This window comes from Ruminiclostridium herbifermentans (assembly GCF_005473905.2).
In the GTDB taxonomy this organism is placed as follows: domain Bacteria; phylum Bacillota; class Clostridia; order Acetivibrionales; family DSM-1351; genus Ruminiclostridium; species Ruminiclostridium herbifermentans.
On the sequence record NZ_CP061336.1, the window covers coordinates 2137945 to 2159780 of the forward strand.

Sequence of the window (21836 nt, forward strand, 5' to 3'; positions counted from 1 at the left end):
ATGGATAATAATAAGCTAGTAACTTGGCTCTTTAAAACAGATGCAGTTAGAGTTTGTCCTGAAAATAAACCTTTTTGGTATACATCGTCTAAAATAGGTCCCTACTATATAAATACACACTTTCTATACGGTAGTGAGGAAAAGGCAAATAGCTTGCTTAAGGTTATTGATGTATGCAAGGAAAACAAAATGGAGTGCTCAGAGGTAATTCTTGAACTTGCATACAAGAATTTTGAATCAGATGAAATATATAGAGGCCTTATTTCATCAATGTGTGATTATATTAAGGAAAATATAGATTTGAAAAATATAGATTATATATCAGGCGGAGAAAGAAGAGACTGGTTCTTTTCATTAATAATTGCTAATTTATTAAAATTGCCTCATATTACAATATTTAAAGATTTGTCAGCAGTTTTATATCAAAATGGAATTTCTTCTGAAATAAAGGATTTAAAAAATGCAAATGTACTACATATAGCTGATATTATTACAGAAGCATCAAGCTATATAAGAGCATGGATACCAGCTATTACTGCGCTAAACGGAAACTTGAAATATAGTCTTGTTGTTATTGACAGGCTGCAGGGTGGAGCAGAAAAGCTAGAGAGTGCTGGTGTTGCATCACATGCTCTGATGAAGGTTAATGAAGATTTGTTTGATGGTGCGCTAGAGGAAGGACACATTACAGCAACTCAGCACCATATGCTGATGAAATATTTAGATGACCCAACAGAGACAATGAGGTCCTTTTTAAAGGAACACCCAGAGTTTTTAGAGAATTCATTGAAATCAGATCCTAAAACAGCGGAGCGTGCAAAAATCTGTATTGAACAAAACATTTATGGATTATAAATCAACTTTTGAATATAATTCATTATTAATAATATATGATTAATTAAGTAATTTAACAATTTTAAATAAGTAGTGTAAAAATTAGCTATTTAAAGTAAAAATAGGAGTTTCTTAAAATGCTTTTACAAGTAATTTAAGGGCTCTTTTATTTTGTTAATTTAAAAAAATTGGAGTGTTATTAAATGTTTGTTAAGAAAGCAAATAATTAAAATTGAGAAAGGGCTATTTTAATAAATTCTTTTTTTCTTAATGGGGACAATATTGATGATAATTAATATTTAGATTCAAATAATTGTTAAAAATTTTGTTTTTATTAGTAATAGTTAAGAAGTATATATCATATATTATTTCGAGGTGATTAAGTATATGGATAACATAATAGAAAAACAAAAAAAAAGTACAGAGTTAAATGAAGGCGATCGCAAAGTACTATATAAATACGCTAGTCATCATTCTGAAAGAGTTACACAATTACAAAATGTAGAAGACAATAAAACGCTTAACAATAGTATTAGTTATACAGAAAAGCAGTATTATTATTAGTATTGCTTTCTAAATAATGCTAAATATTGTAAGAATTATATCGAAAAATTTTGTATTTATTTTATTTTCAGGAATGTGTGGTTTTACAACATAAAAAATTACTACAAAGGATGATAGCGAATATGACTAAAAAAATGTTAGCGATGGTGTTAGCAGGTGGAGGAGGCGAAAGATTAAAGCCTCTTACAAAAAAATTAGCGAAACCTGCAGTACTTTTTGGTGGCAAATATAGAATTATTGATTTTGCTTTAAGTAATTGTATTAATTCAAATATATATACAATTGGAATTGTTGTTCAGTACGAGCCATTAGTTTTAAATTCCCATATAAATTCAGGCGGTATTTGGGATATGCATAATGGCAGAGGACAAATAACAATACTTCCTCCATATATGAACGAAAAAGGAGGCTGCTGGTATAAAGGAACTGCAAATGCTATATATCAAAATCTTGAATATATAGATATGCATAATCCAGAATATGTTATTATACTTTCGGCGGATCAGGTATATAAAATGGATTATTCTAAAATGCTTGATGAGCATATAAAAAAGTCTGCAGATGTAACGGTTGCAGTTACAAGTGTTGAATGGAAAGAAGCAAGTAGATTTGGTATTATGGAAGTAAATGACAATGGTAAAATAATTAAGTTTGAAGAAAAGCCAAAAGAACCAAACAGTAATCTTGCATCTATGGGAATTTATATTTTTAATACTGATTTTCTTAAGAAATGTCTTATAGAGGATGAAAAGGATGATAATTCATCAAATGATTTTGGAAAGAATATTATTCCGAAGCTAATGAACTCAGATGCTAATGTTAATTCATACAAATTTGATGGATATTGGATGGATGTTGGAACTGTCAACAGCTTTTGGAAAGCACATATGGATTTACTGGAAGAAGACAATAAATTGAATCTTTATGATCCTTCGTGGAAAATTTATTGCGAACATATTACTGTACCGCCCCTATATATTAATCATACCGCTAAAGTAAATTCTTCTATGCTTGGTGAGGGCTGTTATATACTTGGAGAAGTAAATAACTCTGTTATTTTTCCAGGTGTATTTGTTGGAAGAGGAGCTGTTATAAGGGATTCTGTTATAATGTCTAATGTAAGAATAGAGGATAATGTAACTATTAACAGAACAATTGCAGGTAGTAATTCATGGATAAAATCTCCAATAATAAGTAATGAAAATAGTTCAGATAGTAAAATTTACTATATAGACGAGGGGCAGATTATCGAATAGGACTCATGATGAGTAACAGATTTTTGCATATTCTAGATATAAAAATTTAGTTGTATAGAAATCAATTTATAAATATAATAATAAAACAAGGAAATTTTTTAGTTTATAGATTTGGCATTTTAGCTGTTAAAAGGCAGTTGGAGTGATTGGATGAATAATAAATTATTAATAGCGTCAATTGCATTAACAATATGTGTAGCAGCATTTTTATGTTACAATTATATTGTTTTTCATGACGCTTTTTTCTTTGTAAAAAGAGAAGTGGTAATTGATAAAATTATTTGTGAAGGTGATATGGACAATGACGGAATTTCTGATATGGATGATATTGTACAGGGAGCCAGATTAGAGATATTAAATAAAACAAAGTATAAAAGCAATTATTATGAAGGAGGATACCCCCCTAAAACAGAAGGGGTTTGTACTGATGTTATTTGGAGAGCACTTAAGAATGCAGGCTATGATCTAAAGTCAAATATGGATAAAGATATTTTAGAAAATACTAAAGATTATATTAACGGAGTGGTAATTCCTGATCCCAATATTGACTTTAGACGTGTTAAAAATCAACATGTTTTTTTTGAAAAGTATGCTGTCAGCTTGACAACAGAAGTTAAGCCATATAATATTAAAAATTTATACCAATGGCAAGCTGGAGATATTGTAGTTATAAGAAATAGTGATCATGTAGCTATAATATCTGATAAAAGAAAGAAAAATGGAGTACCATATATTATACATAATTCAAGTACTTATCCAATGGAAGAAGATTTATTACAAAAATGGAGTAAAGACAAACGAATAGTTGGGCATTACCGTTTTCCTATTCCTGAAAATTTATTAGAGTAGATAGCAATATTTTGTGTTATAATTTAGAGAAATTGACAAGATATGTTTCTAAGGAGGAATGAGCCATATGGCAACAGTAAAAACAAATGTAATGAGGATATTAGATAGTGCACATATAAAGTACAATACATATACATATGATAATAAAGATGGTGCGATAGATGGTGTATCTGTAGCTTCAAAAATTGGACAACCAGTTGAAAGAGTGTATAAAACATTAGTTACCAGAGGGGCTAGCAAAGCTTTTTTTGTTTTTGTAATACCTGTAAGCAAAGAGTTAAATTTAAAAGCTGCAGCTAGGGCAGTTGGAGAAAAATCAATTGAAATGATTAGGATGGATGAAATTAACAAGGTAACAGGATATATCAGAGGAGGATGCTCTCCAATTGGTATGAAAAAGGATTACAAGACTGTAATAGACAGTTCATGTGAAAATATTGAAACAATCATATTTAGTGCAGGTAAGATTGGTTTTCAGTTAGAACTGCCTCCCCAGACCTTGATAGACTTCATAAAAGCTGAAGTTGCTGATATTGCTGAATAGCAAAATATCAAAATTTCTTAAAGGCGAAAAATACAGCACCTAGTATGCAAAAAAATGATAATAAATAATTAAGCTTAAAGCTTTCCTTTAAGTATAAAACAGAAAAAACACCAAAAACTACAAGAGTAATGGCTTCTTGAATTATTTTTAGCTGAGCAGTATCAAAATTTTTTGATGCTATCCTATTTGCTGGTATCATAAAGCAATATTCGAAGAAAGCGATACCCCAACTTATAAGTATAATTATAAATAAAGGGGTTGAAGCATTTTTAAATTTTAAATTGCCATACCATGCAAAAGTCATAAAAACATTAGATACAACTAGTAGTAAAAAGGGCCAAAATTTCACAATTGAATGCATATGTAATACCTCACTATAAAAACTATATTATAAAAAAAGCACAAATATCATTATAAGCCAATATTAGAGTTTTTCAAGTAAAATATGCAATAAAATTACAGCAACGGAGGAAAATGATGATGACATGCAAAATTAAAAGTGCTATTACAATAGTCAGTGTCTTTTTAACGTTACTTACTGGCTGCGCATCAGATCCTGTAGCAGATGATTTAACATATTATATGAATAATCAAATGCAAGCTGTATCAAAAATCCAAAACACATATTTAACCTTATTGAATGATATTAGTAACTCTGAAGATTCTGATATCCAAACTGTGATTACTAAAATACAGGAGGAAGTGCTTCCTAGTTCAGATAATTTAATTGCAGAGGCTAAGAAAATAGTTCCTGCAACACAAGAGGTAAGAAATCTTCACAATAAGTATATATCAGCTATGACAAAGCAAAAAAATGGATTAGCTATAATACTTGACGGACTTAAAAATAGCAACAATGAAACTGTATCTGCTGGCAGTAAAATAATTACAGAAGCTAATTCCGAATATGCTTTATTCATAAAAGAACTGAATGCTCTTGCAAAAGCCCATGGGTTGGAAGTTCAGAATTAATTTTCAATATATTATTTTAACTTAATAAAAATTTAACTTTATAAAAATTAAAATAAATTTTATCAAAAAGCCTATTTGGGCAAGCAAACTTAATATTTTTTCTATCAATAATTGCATCAATTAGTAATGATTTATGTATCATCACTAATTAATGCAATTATTTTTTTCAATTTTCTAATTATTTATTTAACATATATATTTTTAAGTGCTTAGAAGATTATATAAAAATATACCAAATAATGTATTTGTCGAAAATGTATTAAATATTGTGTCAAAAACATATATAAAATGTCGAAAAGATATTGATAAAAAGTCGAATATGGTATAATATTAGTATAGATAAATCAATGATATGAATTAATTAGCTATTTATATATTTTTTATAATAGACGCAATTAATACCTATACTAATGAGAAAAGTCGATAGAGATAAGATTGACATTATACTAATTGTATTTAAAGAAATCTAATACCTAATAATAAGGATAGTATTATCAAAAGTTGGATAAGCTTTAGAGACTAGTTGAAATTAATATATTTAATTAGTAAAGAACAAAAGATAAAACATCATTAATAGTGAGTACAGAAAAACTCTAAAAACAAGCTTAATTAACGAATTTAAATAGCAAAAAACAAAAGATACGACATCAATAGTGTGGACGAATAAGTTCTAGAAAAAAACTTATTAAACCTATTTAAATAATAAAAACAAAAGATAAAAACATCATTAATAGTTGGTGCAGAAAAACTCAAAAAACAAACTTAATTAACGAATTTAAAATAGCAAAAACAAAAGATAAAAATATCAATAGTGGGTATAGCAAAACTCTAAAAAATAAACTTAATTAACGAATTTAAATAGCAAAAGAACGAAAGATAAAATCATCAAGAGAGGAACGAATAAGCACTAAAAACTAACTTAATTAGCGGATTTAAATAGCAAAAACAAAAGATAAGATCATCAATAGTTGGGGACAGATAACTCCAGAAACTAGCTGTAATTAACCGATTCAACTTGCTAAAAATCAAACATAACGACATCAAGAGTGATATGGATAAACGCCAGAAACTAACTGTAATTAACCAATTCAATATGCAAAAAAATTAACATAACTACAATAAGGGTGGGACGGATAAGCTTATAAACTAACTTAATTAACGGATTCAATTAGCAAAAATCGAAAGATGACAGCATCAAGTGTGTGATGAAATGTGTTCGAGTTTTACTATTGATTGGACTATTATAGAAACATGAGGTAAGCAGATATGAGAGTAAAAATTTTTTCAAAGGTACTTATAGCAGCTTTTACAGTAGCTATTTTAGTTACCATGATGTATTTATTTGGTAGCTATATTAATAATCAGGAAAACGCTCGTGTATCAGACAAAAATAGTTCCTTGAATAGAATTTCATTGTTTACTATGGCACCATTTGAGACTGATCAAAATGAAATGTCTTTTTTTACTGCAAATAAGGAACAAACTATTAGCATATTTATTTTTGCATCCATTCTAATTGTGATTATTGCAGCTATAGTGTATAGAAAGAAAACAAAAATTATAAAAGAACAGCTTTTAATTGTAAACGCTGAACTAGCTAGTATGAATAGTAAACTGCAAGAAGTATATAATGAAATTAATCTCAAACGGAATGAAGTTAAAGTGATTCAAGAAAATCTAAAGGAGAGCGAGGAAAGATATACTCACCTTGCTCTTCATGATGTATTGACTGGGCTGCCTAATAGACAAGCGCTTTATGAAAATGCTTCTCAGCTATTTTCAGATTTGCCTGCAAAAAAAGCAGCACTAATACTTATTGATTTGGATAATTTCAAATATATAAATGATACAATGGGACATGATTTTGGAGACGAATTAATAAAGAAAGCAAGTGAAAGATTATTATTAAATATGAATAACAAAGGTATTCTTTATAGATTAGGCGGAGATGAATTTGTTATTCTGCAAGCATTAAATGAAAAAGAAGCAGAAAGCTTAATTACAAATATTTTAAATAGCTTTAGAAAAGAGTTTGTAATAAAAAGCTGCAATATACATATTAGTCTTAGTATTGGATTAGCAGTGTATCCCGAACATGGAGAGAGTATAAGTAAACTGATGAAAGCTGCAGATATTGCTATGTATACCTCCAAAGAGAGTGGAAAGAACAGATATGAAATTTATCACGACAGTATGAATGTAGCTTTTAGTGAAAGGATGAACTTAGAAAAATATTTGTATATAGCAATGGAAAAACGAGAATTTGAATTATACTATCAACCGCAGTTAGATTTAAATAATAATAGTATAACTGGTCTTGAAGCATTGATAAGATGGAAAAGCCCAGAATTAGGGAATGTATCTCCAATGGATTTTATAAAGGTTGCAGAAGATACTCATTTAATAATTCCTCTAGGTGAATGGGTATTAATTCAAGCATGTGAATTCTTAAGTCAATTACATAAAAGCGGAAATCAAAATATGACAATGTCAGTTAATATTTCGCCTATTCAGATTTTACAGGAAGATTTTACTGATAAGGTAATAAAAATTCTTAAATATTATAATATTGCTCCAATGTGTCTTGAATTAGAATTAACGGAAACAATTTTAATTGAGTCATTTGAAAATGTTTATAAAAAGTTGCAGATGCTTAGTGATATAGGAATACGAATCGCACTTGATGATTTTGGTAAGGGTTATTCATCACTGAATTATTTGAGGCAGCTGCCTATACATACATTAAAGATTGACAAGTGTTTTATAGATAATGTTTCCTTTGAGACTGAAAATAAAACTATTACAAGACATATTATTTCAATGGGTAAGTCAATGGGATTGTCTGTTATTGCTGAAGGGGTAGAAGTTCAAGGACAATTAGACTATTTAAAGAAGTATAATTGTGATAAGATGCAGGGATATCTTTTCTCAAGGCCATTACCAAAAAGCGAAATAGCAAAATTGGTTAAAGCACCAGGGTTGAAAATAAAGTCCATACAAAGAGGAGCATAGATTATTTCTATGCTTTATCTATAAATTAGGAATTAACTGTTAAAACTTGTTTAAAAATAAATTGAATATTATTTTGCAATATAAGAAATATAATTATTTGTTTATGTAGATAATAATTCTAAATAAACTAATTACTCAAACTTCACAGTTGGATATACTGATTGAAACTGAATAATATCAGTTTTGGCAACATTATCAAATTAAATGTAAATATTTATATAATAAGTTTGCTGCATAAAAGGCCTTTGATAATCTAAAGTATAGATCTGCTTTTCATTTGAAAGTTTGGGTTATAAATAATTGTATAAATTAGTTGTATGAAAAGTTTGCATACGCAATTTCACCGAACTAATTAAATTTTATGTATAAAGTTTAAGTAATATAGCAGCTAATGTTTAAAATTATAAATATAAGGAAACTTTTAAATATGAGTATTAATAATTGATAGGCAAATAAAATGCATAAGTGTAATATAAAAAAACGAGGTGATAGAATGAGCGATGAAGTATGCAACTGTGGAAATTCAAATTGTGAAAGTGAGAGTTGCGAAGGTTCATGTTCCACAGGCTGCGGAAGAGAAGAAAATAGTTTTATTGAAAAAACCCACGAGCTTAATTCCATAAAAAGAGTAATTGGTGTTGTTAGTGGAAAGGGTGGAGTAGGTAAATCATTAGTAACATCTTCTTTAGCAGTTATGATGAGAAAAAAGGGATACAATATTGGTATATTAGATGCTGATATAACAGGTCCTTCTATTCCTAAAGTTTTGGGCATAAATGATAAAGTAAAAGGAAATGAAGAGGGAATGTATCCTCAAAAGTCAAATAATGGAATACGTGTTATGTCAGTAAATCTTTTACTTGATAAAGATGAATCTCCAATAATATGGCGAGGACCTGTAATTGCTGGAGTTGTCAAACAGTTCTGGACTGATGTTATATGGGGTGATATTGATTATTTATTCTTAGATATGCCTCCTGGGACTGGAGATGTACCTTTGACAGTTTTTCAGTCTATACCTTTAGATGGTATAATAATTGTTACTTCACCTCAAGACCTTGTTTCAATGATAGTTAAAAAGGCATATAATATGGCTAAAGCAATGAATATACCTATTTTAGGCATTGTTGAAAATATGAGTTATCTCAAATGTCCAGATTGCGGTAAGAACATTAAAATTTTTGGTGAAAGTAAGATAGATGAAATAGCAGAAGAATTAGGTATAACTGTACTTGGAAAGATTCCTATAGACCCTCTTGTTGCAGAATTATGTGATAAGGGAGAGGCAGAGAAGATTAACAATAACTATCTGTCAAATGCTGTTTCAACAATTGAAAAGAAATTAGGCGTTGGAAAGGTAATAAGAACATTAAGAGTTGCCATTCCAACAGATGGAAACAATATAGCTTCACAATTTGTGAAGTGTGAAAATTTTACATTTTTTGATATTGAGAATAATATTATAAAGAAAAAATCTGAAGTATCTACAGCGGGAAACTTACATGGATTACTTCCTACTTTTCTTTCGGTTAAAGGTGTTAAGGCCGTAATTATTGATGGAATAGGTGACAGTGCAAAGAAAAATCTAATTAAAAATAATATAGAAGTTATATCTGGAGTGAGTGGAGATATAGATCAAGCTATAAGTGCCTATCTTGAAGGTACTTTAGCATCAAAATAATATTGTAAAAATAATTTGAATTTTGATAAGTTATCCCCAAAAATTATGATACTAAAAAAAATATAAAAAGTGAGCTTTGTTTTAAATACAAAGCTTACTTTTTTTTGTTTATTATGTAATAATATAACTATAATTATATACCACTAATAGAAGGAAATAGAACATTTATGTCGAATTGTCTGAGTGGGAATATAATGGGAGTGTTAATAGGTTAAAAGAACTCACAATTATAGTTATAATGTCGAGTTATTAATACTTTAAAATTAGTACACTTAAAAGGAGAACATCAATATGAAAAGTTTTAGGCTAAAAAACATTAAAGGCTTTATAGATACTGGTGAAATTGAGATTAAGCCTATAACAGTTTTTGTAGGTGAAAATGGCTCTGGGAAAAGCAGCATTTCTAGGTTCCCATTAGTTTTGAAGCAAACATTTATTGATGCCACGTCAGTGCCTGTGCTGTTTTATGGAAGTTCCATTGATTATGGTAATTATGAAGATGTTGTTTATAATCATAGAAAGGGGGAAGCAATAGAGTTTGAAGTCGTATTTAGCTATAATGAATTTAGAAGGTCTAGCCTTAGACCATTAATTGTGCAGGATCAATTTGATAAATTTATGGACTCTGATATGATTTTAAAGACAAGTATAGCTCATAAGGATGGAAAACTTGTGGTAAACGAATTTGTTCTGAGTTTAACCTCAAGAGAGGAACCTATTGTGGAGTTTACCTCAAATGACTATACAAGCAATCTAATATTTAATATTAATGGGTATGAGGAACATTTAATTGATCCAAATGAATACTTTTTTGATAAATTCATTCCAGATATTAGATGTATGCTAGATACGTCCAACACTGAAAAAGTGAATAACCCAAAATATAATAGTAATTTGGAATTGGCATCTCAGATATGCAATACTCTTCAAAATTATTTTAGTATGTTAGCTAACAAGATTTTTTATATAGACTCATTAAGAAAGACGCCTGAGAGGTACTATAGGTATACAGATAGCGTAGTTGATTCTGTGGGAAAATGTGGAGAGTATACCTCAGTAATATTGGGGCAGGATTACAGGCATGGTAAAAGTATAATCAATAAGGTATCAGATTGGTTGTCCACTTACATGAACTTTTCTCTTGATATTGAGGACTTAGAGGGTCAATTATTTAAAATAATGATTCGCGATTTAAAGACTAATGCAAGAAATAATATAGTTGATATGGGTCAGGGCTTGTCTCAGCTGATACCTATTTTAGTACAAACATTTATAATTAAAAATAATAAAGAATGTTCAAGAATTAGTAGAACCCCTAATTTTACAGTGGTAGAACAGCCGGAACTATATTTACATCCTTCAGCACAGGATTGCTTAGCTGATTTGTTTGTTGAAACAATTAAAAATAATAATGAGAGTTTCTTAATTGAAACACATAGTGAACATATGATTCGCAGATTAATTAAATTAATGGATGATGGTATATTAGCAAACGATCAAATTGCTATATACCTGACAGAAAAGGATTATAGCGGAGATAACAAGATTAGGAAATTAAATATGAATGAGTTTGAAAAAGTAGCTAGCTGGACAAAGGATTCTTTTTTGAAAGGCAGCCTTGAAACTGATGAGCAAAAGGTGATTAGCCTTAAAAGAAAGTAGGATTAAATAATTTCTAACAATTATGCTTTTGTCATATTTTAAATGATTTACTTGTGGTTGATGAACTGCAGCAAAAGCAATTGATACATGACATATTAAAATTGTTTTATTATGGGACGAATTCTGTTAATAGGCAGAGTTTTGTCCTTTTTGTTTAAAAATTTAAACAAATATCTTTAACTGAATAACTTATCTATCTAAATTGTACTCGCGTACCTATAAAAGTAATAATTTTATATCTGCAAGTTAAGTTAGATTTTACCGCTAAATAATTGTTTGAACTGTTAATGGTACATACTAGAGGAAATTAATAATATATGTCGAATATCCTTAAAATGGGCTTTAATGAAGTTAGCAATTTTTCTATTTTAATCACAATTGCTTTTTGGTAGTGTGTAAGTGATTTGTCAAAAGGCATTATCCTCTGCTAAGCAGAGGTTATTATAAATGTTTTATTAAATTTAAGTTCCCAAATGTGGAATAGGAGGTTAGAATGAGTAAAGAAAAGAGAATTCTGGTTAATCAGGAAAATGAGATACCTTTTCACAATGGTATGGATTTTTGTGTTGGAACAGGACGAATGTTTTTGGCGCTGCACAAGGAATATTATGAACAATTAAAGATGGTACAGGAGGCAATAGGCTTTAAATATATTCGTGGACATGGCTTGTTCTTTTCTGATATGTCCATTGTTCATACCTATAAGGATGAATTGGGCAGAGATGCTGTTGAGTATAATTTCACCTATTTAGACAGGGTTATTGACAGTTATCTAAGCCTTGGAATACGACCATTCTTAGAATTGACTTTTATGCCGGAGCACATGGCTTCTTCTGGAGAAACTACTACATTTGAATGGAAGGCAAATATTACACCTCCAAAAAACCACAAGGAATGGACAGACATGGTGCAGGCAACTTTGAGACATCTCCTTGAACACTATGGAAGGGAAGAGGTACTGAAATGGCCTATTGAGGTGTGGAATGAACCCAATCAAGAGGATTTTTGGAAGGATGCCGATATGCAGTCTTATTTCAAATTATATGAGCATACTGCACTTGCTATAAAGGAAGTAGATCCAGATTTTATTGTTGGCGGGCCTGCAATTAGTGGTCAGTTGGATGAGATTTGGATGAGAGCATTTCTAGAATTTGTTCGTGATAAGAAGCTTCCTTTGGATTTTGTATCAAGACATAATTATATACCGCATCCTCCTGATAAAGTGGGGCGCTATTCATATGTAAAGCTTTGTGATATTGATTTTTGGCTTGAGCCGTTAGATAAAACAAAAGCAATAATTGAAAGCTTTCCTGAATTCAAGGGAATTGATATACATATAACAGAATACAGCACTTCATATTTACCTAATTGCACAATCCATGATACCAATCTGAATGCAGCTTATATAGCAGCAGTTTTATCACGTTTAGGAGATAAACATGTATCATATAGTTATTGGACCTTTAGCGATGTTTTTGAGGAAAAAGGGGTGCCTTTCACTCCGTTTCACGGCGGTTTTGGAATGGTAGCTAATAACTGTATTCCAAAGCCTACCTTCTGGACATTTGCCTTCTACAAAAAACTTCAGGGAAAATGCGTACATCGTTCTGAGGAGGCAATTATTATGCAATTGCCAAATGAGAACTATCGCGGTGTTTTGTGGAATATTGATTTTAAGTATAACGGTGAAATAATGGAGCTTTTGTTGCAATTACCAGTAAAATATAACGAATATTGTTTAATTACCAAAACGGTTGATGAAGAGTGCTGCAATCCTCTAAAACTCTGGCATGATATGGGAGAACCAGCTAATTTGTCTGCTGAACAGACGGCTATATTAAAAGAACACGCAGTACCGTTGATAAAATCAGAAAGTATTGTACCAGTTAATTCTATAACAGAAATTAAAGTAACTCTAAACCCAAATGCAGTTATTTATTTTGAGTTAAACAGAGTAGAAAGAAAGACCGATAGGGGATATTCTTACGAAAGAACTTTAAAAGGAGAACTATAATTTATAGCATTTAGCCTTTTTTCTAAATAAAAATATGTAATAAAAAGTTTTCAAATTGTTTTGTTTTTTATTAATAAATTTGTGGTATATTTATTTAAAGTCAGTTAATTTAAGTCTATAGTGTTCTTTATACAATAAATAGCATAAAGAACTCGCTAAATGATAATAATACAAACTAGTTTGAAGAATAAGACTTCAAGGTAACTGAATTTATTAAATACTAATTATTATAATAGGAGGAATGATAAATTGAGTAATTTAAAAGGTTCAAGAACAGAAGCAAATTTAAAAGCAGCATTTGCAGGTGAGTCTATGGCTCATAACAAATATTCATACTATGCATCAAAGGCAAAAAAGGAAGGTTATGAACAAATAGCTGCAATATTCACAGAAACTGCACACAATGAAAAGGAACATGCAAAAATTTGGTTCAAGCTTTTGCATGACGGCGGCATTGCAGATACTGCTACAAACCTTAAGGATGCAGCAGAAGGCGAAAACTACGAGTGGACTGACATGTATGCAAAATTTGCTAAAGAAGCAAAGGAAGAGGGATTTAATGATATAGCTCGTCTTTTTGAAGGTGTTGCTAAAATTGAAAAGGAACATGAAGAAAGATACCTCGCATTGTTAAAGAATGTTGAAGGAAACACAGTATTTATTAAAGGTGAAAAGGTTATTTGGCAGTGTGCAAACTGCGGACATATTCATATCGGACAAAGTGCACCTAATATCTGTCCTGTTTGTGCTCATCCACAAGCATATTTCCAACTACAGGCAAAGAATTATTAAAATTGATTTTTAGATTGATAGTATAAATTAATATAGTATAAATTAATAAAGAAGAGTCCAATCCGAAATTTTTACACGCGGCTATTGGATTCTTTTTTTTATTGTTCTATTTCAATAGTAGAGTAGAACTGTAAACAAAAATTCTAGAAGGATTGATTTCTTTTTTATTGATAATATTAGTTTTAAAATTATTATATAATATATTAAGGTTAAATTTACTAAGAAACAATATATAGCCATTTAATAGGTATCAGAAAGTTAACGTTAAAAACGCTAATTGGAGGTTTTTTTGAAAACATTAAGATATTTACTTACAATAGGATTACCTTTTGCAATATTTATTTTTATTATGATTATGGTATTAACTCAAAATACTGATAAATTTGACAGCTACGTGTATGATGAGATATCAAAAATTATATCGCCAGAATTAACAGAGATTGTTAAGCTTATTACTTTCTTTGGCTCATCTAAATTATTAAAATATTTATCGGGAATTCTCCTTATTTCTATACTTATAAATAAAAAGTATTCATTTAATATTTCAATGATTATTATTAATATCATGCTATCAGCAATGCTAAATGAAGGCATTAAAAATATTATTCAAAGAAGTAGACCAGATATTTTAAGGCTTATTGAAATTAAAGGATATAGCTTTCCTAGCGGGCATTCAATGATTTCTATGAGCTTTTATGGCTTGCTTATTTTTTTATGCCTTAGAAATTGCAAATCTAAATGGAAGTACATCATAATTTCATTATTTTTATTACTAATTCTACTTATCGGATTTAGTAGAATTTATTTGGGGGTGCATTATGCAAGTGATGTTTTAGGCGGATATAGTCTTGGTATTGCATGGATAGGTGCTTTTAGTATTGTTATTGATTTGAAATATAAGAAATATAAGTGCCAAAACAAAGCATAAAAGAATAGCCTTGAATAAATTGATTTTATATAGTCTGTATCAATTAAAACGATTTATTTTTGATATAGAGGAAATTGTATATAAATAATAGAATTATATAAAATGATATAAATGTAAATATAATAGGTTTATTATGGGTCCAAAGGATGGAATATACTTAAGGCCCTTAATGTTTTTACTAATTGCGTAACACATTTTTGACAATCAAACATAGAACATATAAATAAAAGGTGGAAAAATAAATGAGATTAATTGATTTATCGCACACAATTGAAAATGGTATGCCAGTATATCCTGGAGATTCAGGCTTAAAATTGGTACAAACTCGGATATATAGCTCAGATAATTATAATAATCACAGCATTGAAACTGAAATGCATGTAGGTACTCATTTGGATGGGCCTATGCACATGCTAGATGTAAATAAATATTTATGTGATTTTGAATTGGAAAACTTTTGTGGCAAAGGGTGTATTATTCGTTCTCATAATGAAAACTTAATCAAGCTAAAAGAGTCGCATTTAGATATAGTTAATGGAGCAGAAATTGTCCTTCTCCATACTGGAATGGATAAATTTTATGGATTGAAAGAGTACTATTCTAAGCATCCTATATTAGATATGAGTTTTTGTGAAATGCTAGTTAGAAATAAAATAAAAATACTTGGCATTGATATGCCCTCACCAGACAGATTTCCATTTGATGTTCATAAATATTTGCTGAGCCACGGTGTTTTAATATTGGAGAACCTTACTAATTTAGAAAAGATTAATGATGAAGACAGTTTTGAGGTGATGGCATTTCCTTTGAAAATTAAGACCGATTCTTGTATGGTAAGGGCAATTGCCAGAATTCTATAATAGTCTGAGAACTATAAATAACTGGAATACAAATTTATATAATTTATATATTGTAATAAAAACATTTTGATTTTTTGGTGCATACTAACTGTTTTTGGTATTTTAATACCATTGCTGATAAGTATTTCTGGCTTAAAATAGATGATAAAAAAAATCCAAGGATAAAATGTATTCTACAATCGAAAAAATACATTTTTAATCTAGGCATAATAATGAAATTATATCGAGGATATAGTATAATTTGTATAGTCTATTGAATGAACTTTTAATTTAATAAGAGGACTTAGGGAGGAAACATATGCCAGAATTAAGAGATGCACAAATCAGAAGAAAAGAACTTGAACAAAAAAAGAGGAATGAAAAACTCGAAAAAGAATTTACAAATGAACAGGAACTCCAAAATAGGACTTTTTCTACCATAGAAAAGTACTCAGATTCATTAAATAAAGCTCAAATAATTATAGATGGGAAACTGCAGTCTTTGTATATTGGCTTGATAGACAGTGACAAAAGAGAGCATAAAACAGTATTGTTGTCTTCTGATGACTATAAGGCATTGTTTAGTCAGATAGATTCAATAGAAGGTGCGATAATAAAAAATAATCTTTTTGAATATGTTGATAATCATAAAGATATAAAGCAATTATATGATAATAAGTATCATGTTATTTATGGATGGTCATTATTGGCAGATAAAATATATTTAGAAGTTATATGGTAATACTCTATACTGAATTTATTTCAGCGAATATTTCGAGATTATCCGTAAATTATTTGCACCAGCGTACTTTTTATGTGCTTTTCTGTTGATTACATTATTTTTGTTTATATAGACAATTATGATAGTGTATCTTTCCAAAATCAATGAAAACTAAATTGGTTTTAATTGTGGTACAATAAAGTAGCTGGTATAGGTTTAAGGGGATTGGTACTGCCGATTCTGTGTGTAGCTGTTCTATAGATGTGTTTTTAGGCCAGTCTCTTTATACTCATTTTCTATCATTATTTTATATTAGTAAAAAATAAAAAATTTGAGAATACAAAAAACTCGCTAAAACAGCGAGTTTTTACATATTATGGTGCGCCATCAGGGATTCGAACCCGGGACACCCTGATTAAGAGTCAGGTGCTCTACCAACTGAGCTAATGGCGCAAGATTAATAAAATAATATAACTAAAAAAAGCTTTAATATGTAATTACAAAATATCAAATAATCAAAAAAATTATTGTGGTGCGCCATCAGGGATTCGAACCCGGGACACCCTGATTAAGAGTCAGGTGCTCTACCAACTGAGCTAATGGCGCATTTATTAGTGCTCAACTCGGACATCTCGTCTAAGCACTTTTACATTATAAGAGGTTAGTTGGGTATTGTCAACACTTATTTAAAAAAATTTTAGTAAAAAAGTCTTAACTTATTTGAAAAGTTATTAGTCTTGTAGTTATAAAATAATTCTCCTTCTTGAAAAATTAGAAATAAATATTGTCAAGAAGGAGATTTGTATATTATCTTTAATAAAGAATTGAAAAAAGCATAGTAGTTTGAAATTAGCTGAAAGTTATGTTAATGGTAAAACTGTCCGTATCTTTCTGAAAAAGTTGAGAAAGTTATATAATATGTGGTGTGTTGGCTGAACAATCAGATTTAAAATTAATTGTGTGGTATAGTTATAAAAATATGTAAATGTATTGTGGACAAATGAGTTATTAGGTAGAATATATCTATAATGAAATGGTACATAACAGTTTTTTATATACATTTATACAAAAACAGAGAGTGATAAAATAATGTTAAACTACAAACATAATGCAATTGAAATGGATAAAATCATTAATGACTCAATCAAGGCTCTTGATATGGGCAAAAAAGAAATAATAGAAATTGCAGAAAACACAAGGTTAGATAGAAAAAGGCTTGAAGACGAACTAGAAGTATTAAAAAGAGAGGTTTTTGAAATCATAAGTGAAATCGAAGAACTAGAACACGACTTAAAGCAAAGTAAGAAAAAGCTCTTCGATGTAAATCGAGATTTTAATAAATATAGCCAGAGTGAACTGGAAAAGGCGTATCAAGATGCTGATAATTTGCTTGTCAAGCTTGCCGTAAGGCGTGAACAAGAGAGATTTTTGATCAAAAGACGTAATGATATTGAGGTGAGAATTAAAGATTCAACAAAAACTCTAAAACGTGCGGATAATCTGATAGGACATGTTGGGATAGCTCTTGAGTATTTAAGCGGAGAGCTAAAAGATGCTGGAGAAGAACTTGATAATTTACAGCAAAAGCAGTATTTGGGTATTAGAATTATAGAAGCACAGGAAGATGAAAGAAAGCGTTTTGCTCGTGAGATTCATGATGGACCTGCTCAATCTATGTCTAACATAGTAATTAAAGCAGAAATCTGTGAAAAGCTTATTGACAAGAATATCGGTGAAGCAAAGGACGAACTGCGTAATCTAAAAAAGATTACAAGAGATAGCCTTCAAGAAGTTAGGAAGATAATTTATAATCTTAGACCGATGGCACTTGATGATTTAGGGCTTTTGCCTACATTGGAAAGGTATGTTATATCTTTTAAAGAGGATACCAATATAGATGTTACATTAAAAGTTAGAAATGTTGATGTGGAATTAAAGCCTGCTATCTCACTTACTGTATTCAGAATAGTTCAAGAGGCTTTAAATAATATTTTAAAGCACTCAGAAGCAAAATCTGCTTCAATCCTCTTAGAACGTGTTGAACAGAGGCTGATAATAACCATTATTGATAATGGAGTTGGATTTGACACTAAGGCAGTACGAGTTAATAAGAAAAAGAACAAGTCTGATTTAAGCGGAGGATTTGGGCTTTACAGTATGAAGGAGAGAGTAGCATTACTTGAAGGTGAATTTGAAGTGAAATCAGAAATAGGTAAAGGAACTACACTTAAAATACAAATACCGCTCATAAATGAAGAGGAGGCTCCTAATTAATGGATAAAATTAGAGTAATGATTGCGGATGACCATGCTATGGTTAGGCAAGGTCTAAAGACTATTATTGAACTAGAGGATGACATAGAGGTTGTATCTCAGGCAGCTAATGGAGAACAGGCAGTATTGCTTGCTAGGCAGGATAAACCTGATATAATTTTAATGGACATTAATATGCCTGTATTAAATGGTCTGCAAGCAATAAAAATTCTTAAGGAAGAAAATTGTGATTGTAAAATTATTGTACTAACCCTTCACCAAGATAGAGAATATTTGTTCAGAACTATACAACAAGGCTGTGAAGGCTATGTGTTAAAAGATGCGGAATCATCAGTATTAATAGAAGCAATTAGAAGTGTTTATCATGAAAAGACATATATTCAACCAAACATGACAGGTGAACTGGTTAAGGAGTTTAATAGGATAACACTTATTGAGCATGATAACTCTATTACAAAAAATCTTACAAATAGAGAAATAGAGGTTTTGAAATTAATTGCAGATGGATTAATAAATAAAGAAATTGCAAAAAAACTATTTATTAGTGAAAAGACTGTAAAAAATCATATTTCCAACATATTCAAAAAGCTTGATGTAAATGATAGAACACAAGCAGCCATTTATGCATTTAAACATAATATTAAAACTTAGAGATAATAAATAATATAGGATTATTGAGATTAACATAATATTAATATGTGTTTTTATGTCTAAAATTAGAAATTAAGCTAAATGGTTGAACTTTACATATTTCATATTATATATTCAGATTGTATATATTCATAATAACCTGATGCAACCAATTTTAGCTTCAAGTCAATTAATTTATGTAAGGAGTCACATATTTAATGAAAACCAATTTTACAAATTCTCTAATTAAATACTTAATTGAGAAATATAGTTTTAATTTAATAAATACAAATGATGAAGCACTAGATTTTAGTAATGGTTCAGCAGGCTTAATAAAAAATTATCAAGGTACTACAGTATTTCTTGAAGTGATTGATGCAGATAGGTTTGATAATGTGCAATTGGCTCGAATTATGGAAAATTCATCTGCTATGCTAGATAGTATAAATGGCAGAAATGCATATGTATTAAAGCTATTTTTATTTGACAATGCACCTAATGATGAAGTGTTAGATATAATTGAAAAGAGTCAGATAGATAATATAACAGAAAAGAAATTTTTTAAGTGCATGTCAGTTGATATTTCAAATAAAATTGTTAGAAAGCATTATAATGAGCCAACTTTCGATGGAAATATCGTTAAAGCAATAAATAAATTTTTTGCAAAAAATCTACATGAAAAAGAGACATCAATAGAAGACATAAAAGAATTATTAGTGAAGAGGAGTAAAGATTTTCAAATTGAATTTAAGGCAAAAACACCTTGGGTTACTTATGTCCTAATAGCTGCAAATATATTGGTATGGCTCCTTTTGAGGATATTATCTTTTACAACAAATACAGAATATGTTAATCTTTTAGCTCCATTTGGTGCTAAAATAAATTTGTTTATATTAGAAGGGGAATATTGGAGATTTATTTCAGCAATGTTCTTACATTCAAACGAAGTACATCTGTTGTTAAATTGCTATTCACTTTATATGATAGGAACTCAGATTGAAAGATTATTTGGGCATGTAAAAATGATTGTAATTTATTTCGTAGCAGGTCTAGTTGGTTCTATTGCAAGCTTTGCTTTTAATATTTATCCAGCAGTAGGAGCATCAGGTGCAATATTTGGACTACTAGGAGCAATGCTGTTTTTTGCAATAAAGAGACCTTCACTATTAAAAAGCAGTTTTGGTGCTAACTTGTTAACTATATTGGTAATAAACCTTGTCTATGGTGTTATGAATGAGAGAATAGACAACAGCGCACATCTTGGTGGGTTAGTTGGAGGCTTTTTAACTACTGGTGTGGTTTATACTGCTAAAGAAGAGACTTCTAAGGACAGGCTTGTTAGAATTGGCTCGCTAATATTGGTGTTTTTAGTAACGATTGGAGGGCTTTTTTACAGCTTTAACAATGAAAGTAATAGGCTTATTTCTCAAATTGTTTCTTTAGATAACTATTATGCTCAGAAAAATTATGCAGAAGCAGAAAAGATTGCAGAACAAATACTTAATCAGGATTTTCAAGATGATGAATTAAGAATAAGTGTTTTGAAAATTTTAATAGAATCTGAAAATTCTCAAGATAAATATAATGAGAGTGAAAAGCATGCGGAAGAGTTGTTGAAATATGATATTGATAATAATACCAAAATAAATGCTCTTTTTAGCGTAGTAAAATCAGAAAATATTCAAGGTAAACATAACGAGTGCGAAGAACATGCAGAAGAATTATTAAAAATGAATCCGCAAAATTCTAATATATTAATTGATACATTAGTGTTTCTTAGTGGTTCGGAGTTAGCTCAGGGTAAATATAACGAGAGCGAAGAGCATTCAGAACAATTATTAAAGCAAGAACTTGATACCGATAAAAAGTCACAGGTATTATGGAACTTATCCTTATCAGAAGCTGCTCAGGGCAATCCTGTAAAATTTACTGAAGCTGAAGAACATGCAAACCAATTAATAGAATTAAGCCCGAAACATGGACATTTTATTTTGGGCGCAATTTACTATAACACACAGGATGCTAAAAATTTAGATAAGGCAAAGGAACATCTTCAAAAAGCCAAAGAACTTGATTCTCCCAATATGAATGCTATTAACAATATGCTTTCTGACATAGAAAATATACAGAAGAGTAAATAGATTCTATTTGAATAAATATTACTCATGTCTTAAAATTGCTTAAGGCATGAGTTTTTTTATTGAATTGTAGCTAATAGATGGTTCAAAGCCTTTATCTATAATGACAAAGGCTTTGAACGCTTCT

Annotated in this window: 18 protein-coding genes and 2 tRNA genes; 17 read left to right on the forward strand and 3 right to left on the reverse strand. The window is 29.8% G+C overall.

Features of this window, described 5'->3' with window-relative positions; all coding sequences use genetic code 11:
• From EHE19_RS08880 to ybaK, 5 genes are all read left to right on the forward strand, one after another.
• Positions 1-855, forward strand: a complete 855-nt coding sequence (locus EHE19_RS08880) for an orotate phosphoribosyltransferase (RefSeq protein WP_137696276.1) — start codon at positions 1-3, stop codon at positions 853-855.
• Between the two features lie 366 nt (positions 856-1221).
• Positions 1222-1398 (forward strand): hypothetical protein, encoded by a 177-nt coding sequence (locus EHE19_RS08885; RefSeq protein ID WP_171003494.1) that lies wholly within the window; start codon positions 1222-1224, stop codon positions 1396-1398.
• 122 nt (positions 1399-1520) lie between these two features.
• Positions 1521-2654 (forward strand): glucose-1-phosphate adenylyltransferase, encoded by a 1134-nt coding sequence (locus EHE19_RS08890; protein ID WP_137696275.1) that lies wholly within the window; start codon positions 1521-1523, stop codon positions 2652-2654.
• A gap of 150 nt (positions 2655-2804) precedes the next feature.
• Positions 2805-3503, forward strand: coding sequence for a DUF1287 domain-containing protein (locus EHE19_RS08895; RefSeq protein WP_137696274.1), 699 nt, complete (start codon positions 2805-2807; stop codon positions 3501-3503).
• Positions 3504-3570: 67 nt separating this feature from the next.
• Entirely contained in the window at positions 3571-4047 is a 477-nt protein-coding gene (gene ybaK / locus EHE19_RS08900; RefSeq protein ID WP_137696273.1) for a Cys-tRNA(Pro) deacylase, read from the forward strand.
• Between the two features lie 7 nt (positions 4048-4054).
• Here the strand turns inward: ybaK and EHE19_RS08905 are convergent, their stop codons facing one another.
• Positions 4055-4408 carry a DMT family protein gene (locus EHE19_RS08905; RefSeq protein ID WP_137696272.1) on the reverse strand — a complete coding sequence of 118 codons (354 nt, stop codon included), beginning with the start codon at positions 4406-4408 and terminating at the stop codon, positions 4055-4057.
• 119 nt (positions 4409-4527) lie between these two features.
• On the opposite strand from EHE19_RS08905, the gene EHE19_RS08910 reads away from it, so the two are divergent.
• The 9 genes from EHE19_RS08910 (at position 4528) to EHE19_RS08950 (ending at position 16689) form a co-directional block, all read left to right on the forward strand.
• Positions 4528-5019, forward strand: coding sequence for a hypothetical protein (locus EHE19_RS08910; protein WP_190530508.1), 492 nt, complete (start codon positions 4528-4530; stop codon positions 5017-5019).
• A 1266-nt stretch (positions 5020-6285) separates the two neighbouring features.
• Positions 6286-8031 carry a putative bifunctional diguanylate cyclase/phosphodiesterase gene (locus EHE19_RS08915; RefSeq protein ID WP_137696270.1) on the forward strand — a complete coding sequence of 582 codons (1746 nt, stop codon included), beginning with the start codon at positions 6286-6288 and terminating at the stop codon, positions 8029-8031.
• 493 nt (positions 8032-8524) lie between these two features.
• Entirely contained in the window at positions 8525-9712 is a 1188-nt protein-coding gene (locus tag EHE19_RS08920; protein ID WP_137696269.1) for a P-loop NTPase, read from the forward strand.
• 291 nt (positions 9713-10003) lie between these two features.
• Positions 10004-11374, forward strand: coding sequence for an AAA family ATPase (locus EHE19_RS08925; protein WP_137696268.1), 1371 nt, complete (start codon positions 10004-10006; stop codon positions 11372-11374).
• A gap of 493 nt (positions 11375-11867) precedes the next feature.
• The gene (locus EHE19_RS08930) at positions 11868-13388 is read left to right on the forward strand and encodes a GH39 family glycosyl hydrolase (RefSeq protein WP_137696267.1); all 1521 of its coding nucleotides are present in this window, start codon (positions 11868-11870) and stop codon (positions 13386-13388) included.
• Between the two features lie 249 nt (positions 13389-13637).
• The gene (gene rbr / locus EHE19_RS08935; RefSeq protein WP_137696266.1) at positions 13638-14180 is read left to right on the forward strand and encodes a rubrerythrin; all 543 of its coding nucleotides are present in this window, start codon (positions 13638-13640) and stop codon (positions 14178-14180) included.
• Between the two features lie 289 nt (positions 14181-14469).
• Positions 14470-15108 carry a phosphatase PAP2 family protein gene (locus EHE19_RS08940; RefSeq protein WP_137696265.1) on the forward strand — a complete coding sequence of 213 codons (639 nt, stop codon included), beginning with the start codon at positions 14470-14472 and terminating at the stop codon, positions 15106-15108.
• Positions 15109-15350: 242 nt separating this feature from the next.
• Positions 15351-15968 (forward strand): cyclase family protein, encoded by a 618-nt coding sequence (locus tag EHE19_RS08945; RefSeq protein ID WP_137696264.1) that lies wholly within the window; start codon positions 15351-15353, stop codon positions 15966-15968.
• Between the two features lie 298 nt (positions 15969-16266).
• Entirely contained in the window at positions 16267-16689 is a 423-nt protein-coding gene (locus tag EHE19_RS08950; RefSeq protein WP_137696263.1) for a hypothetical protein, read from the forward strand.
• A gap of 356 nt (positions 16690-17045) precedes the next feature.
• Here EHE19_RS08950 and EHE19_RS08955 read toward each other — a convergent pair.
• Together EHE19_RS08955 and EHE19_RS08960 are read right to left on the reverse strand one after the other, a co-directional pair.
• Positions 17046-17121 (reverse strand) — tRNA-Lys (locus tag EHE19_RS08955).
• A gap of 77 nt (positions 17122-17198) precedes the next feature.
• Positions 17199-17274, reverse strand: a tRNA-Lys gene (locus tag EHE19_RS08960).
• 483 nt (positions 17275-17757) lie between these two features.
• Between EHE19_RS08960 and EHE19_RS08965 the strand changes: the two genes are divergently transcribed.
• From EHE19_RS08965 to EHE19_RS08975, 3 genes are all read left to right on the forward strand, one after another.
• Positions 17758-18942 (forward strand): sensor histidine kinase, encoded by a 1185-nt coding sequence (locus EHE19_RS08965; protein WP_137696262.1) that lies wholly within the window; start codon positions 17758-17760, stop codon positions 18940-18942.
• On the forward strand, positions 18942-19592 hold the full coding sequence (locus EHE19_RS08970; protein WP_137696261.1) for a response regulator: 651 nt from the start codon (positions 18942-18944) through the stop codon (positions 19590-19592). Before EHE19_RS08965 ends, EHE19_RS08970 begins: the two co-directional genes overlap by 1 nt.
• A 197-nt stretch (positions 19593-19789) precedes the next feature.
• On the forward strand, positions 19790-21712 hold the full coding sequence (locus tag EHE19_RS08975) for a rhomboid family protein (RefSeq protein ID WP_137696260.1): 1923 nt from the start codon (positions 19790-19792) through the stop codon (positions 21710-21712).
• The last annotated feature ends 124 nt before the right edge of the window (positions 21713-21836 follow it).